Source organism: Amycolatopsis sp. SID8362, assembly GCF_010550475.1.
GTDB classification, from domain to species: domain Bacteria; phylum Actinomycetota; class Actinomycetes; order Mycobacteriales; family Pseudonocardiaceae; genus Amycolatopsis; species Amycolatopsis eburnea.
This window is the reverse complement of the sequence record NZ_JAAGNB010000041.1, coordinates 1-461: the sequence shown is the minus strand read 5'-3', so window position 1 is coordinate 461 and position 461 is coordinate 1. Positions and strand designations below refer to the sequence as shown.

1 protein-coding gene is annotated in these 461 nt (G+C 76.4%); it reads right to left on the bottom strand.

Annotated elements, in window-relative coordinates; genetic code table 11:
* On the bottom strand, positions 1 to 461 hold a 461-nt coding region (locus G3I65_RS01375), incomplete at both ends, for a sensor histidine kinase (RefSeq protein ID WP_239070199.1).

Sequence of the window (461 nt, the reverse complement as noted above, 5' to 3'; positions counted from 1 at the left end):
GGCCCGGCCTCGACCCGGACGTCCACCGCGCCGGGACCGGCGTGGCGCAGCGCGTTCGTAAGTCCCTCCTGGACGATCCGGTAGCCCTCCCGCGACACCGCGGCGGGCAGCGCGGCGACCGGCCCCGTCACGGCCAGCCGCACGTCGAGCCCGGCTTCGCGGGCGCGCACGGCGAGGACGTCGACTTCGGCCAGCGTGCGCTGCGGCTCCTTCGCCGCGGGTTCCTCGCGAAGCAGGCCCAGCACGTGGTCGAGGTCCTCCAGCGCGCTTCGCGAGGCTTCTTCGATCGTGCCGAGTGCGCGCCGCACCTGGGCCGGGTCGGCTTCGACCAGCTCGGCCGCGGCCGCCGCCTGGATCGTCGACGTCGTGAGCGTGTGCCCGATCGAGTCGTGCAGCTCGCGGGCGAGCCGGTTGCGCTGGGCGAGGACGGCCGCGCGGCGTTCGGCCAGCGCCGCGCGTTC